Origin of the sequence: Azonexus sp. (assembly GCF_036170495.1) — a bacterium.
Taxonomy (GTDB): domain Bacteria; phylum Pseudomonadota; class Gammaproteobacteria; order Burkholderiales; family Rhodocyclaceae; genus Azonexus.
The window spans coordinates 1-1,000 of sequence record NZ_JAVHPH010000158.1; the positions used below are offsets into that span (position 1 = coordinate 1).

General features: G+C 61.6%; 1 protein-coding gene. It reads right to left on the reverse strand.

Annotated features, from left to right (window positions below; genetic code table 11):
- Window positions 1–101: 101 nt before the first annotated feature.
- Window positions 102–788: a DUF599 domain-containing protein gene (locus tag ADADOO_RS04895; RefSeq protein WP_511275500.1), complete on the reverse strand. Its 687-nt coding sequence runs from the start codon at window positions 786–788 to the stop codon at window positions 102–104.
- Window positions 789–1,000: the final 212 nt, after the last annotated feature.

A 1,000-nucleotide genomic window follows, 5' to 3' on the forward strand; every position in this document is an offset into this window, starting at 1 on the left:
ATGGCCGACAACTGGCGGAAATAAAGCGGGAAAAATCCCCAGATGCCGTAGGCGAGCAGGCCGAAGCCGATGCCGGCCAGTTGGGATTTAGGCTGCAAGGCCTAGTCGCGCAGCAGTTGCAGCGCCGGTGAACGGTAGTCGCGGCGGAAGAGTACGATCAGCACGACGATGGCGAAGGCGCCGAGGACGGCCGGGTTGAGCAGCCAGCCGGAGGCGGCGAGGCCGAAATAATAGGCCCGGATGCCGCGGTTGAAGTCGTCGCCGGCCAGGTTGTTGGCCCCGGCGACGCGCCGGGCGTAGGTGTCGATGTCCGCTTCGCCGGCCTGGCCGAAGGGGGCGGCACCGACGAGGATGGAGAGCAGGTTGAACTGGCGCAGCGACCAGGTGAATTTGAAATAGGCAAAGACGAAGGAGGCGAGCAGCAGCATCAGCTTGATTTCGAGCAACTCGCGGTTGCCGGCGCCGCCGAAGGGTAGTTCGGCGGTGAAGCTGAGCAGCTTGTCGGAAGCGCCGAGCGCTGCGACGAGGCCGGCGATAATGTAGATCGTCGTGTTGGCGTAGAAGGAAACGCTGGTCACCAGGTTGCCGATCAATGTCGAATCGGCTACCCGCAGGTCGCGTTCGAGCATGCGGTAGGCCCATTCCAGACGGTAGCGCTGGGCGGTGTGGATCAGACCGTTGGCGCCCCATTGGCTGTGTTCGGAATACCAGGCGTAGCCGGCCCAGCTGGCGAAGAAAATGGCCAGGGAGATCCAGTCGATGGCGGAGAGGTGGGGCAGGGCATGCATCCGTCCATATTGCCATAGCCCGTGGCGCTTGCGACATCAGGTAAATCCCGGTTGGCGGCGAGCGGAACCTTGGCATATGACTGAAAGTCATACTTCGGTTGCAGCACCCGGTTCTTCGTCATGGCCGACGTGAAATTCTCTCGAGGCATTTAATCGATGAACAGAATGCATCCGCTCACTTTGCGTTTCCATGACCAGGAAACCGAGCGTGC

Bases quoted from the DNA above. Each gene is read 5' to 3' on its own strand.
- ADADOO_RS04895 (WP_511275500.1), bottom strand. From the start codon at position 788: ATGCATGCCCTGCCCCACCTCTCCGCCATCGACTGGATCTCCCTGGCC.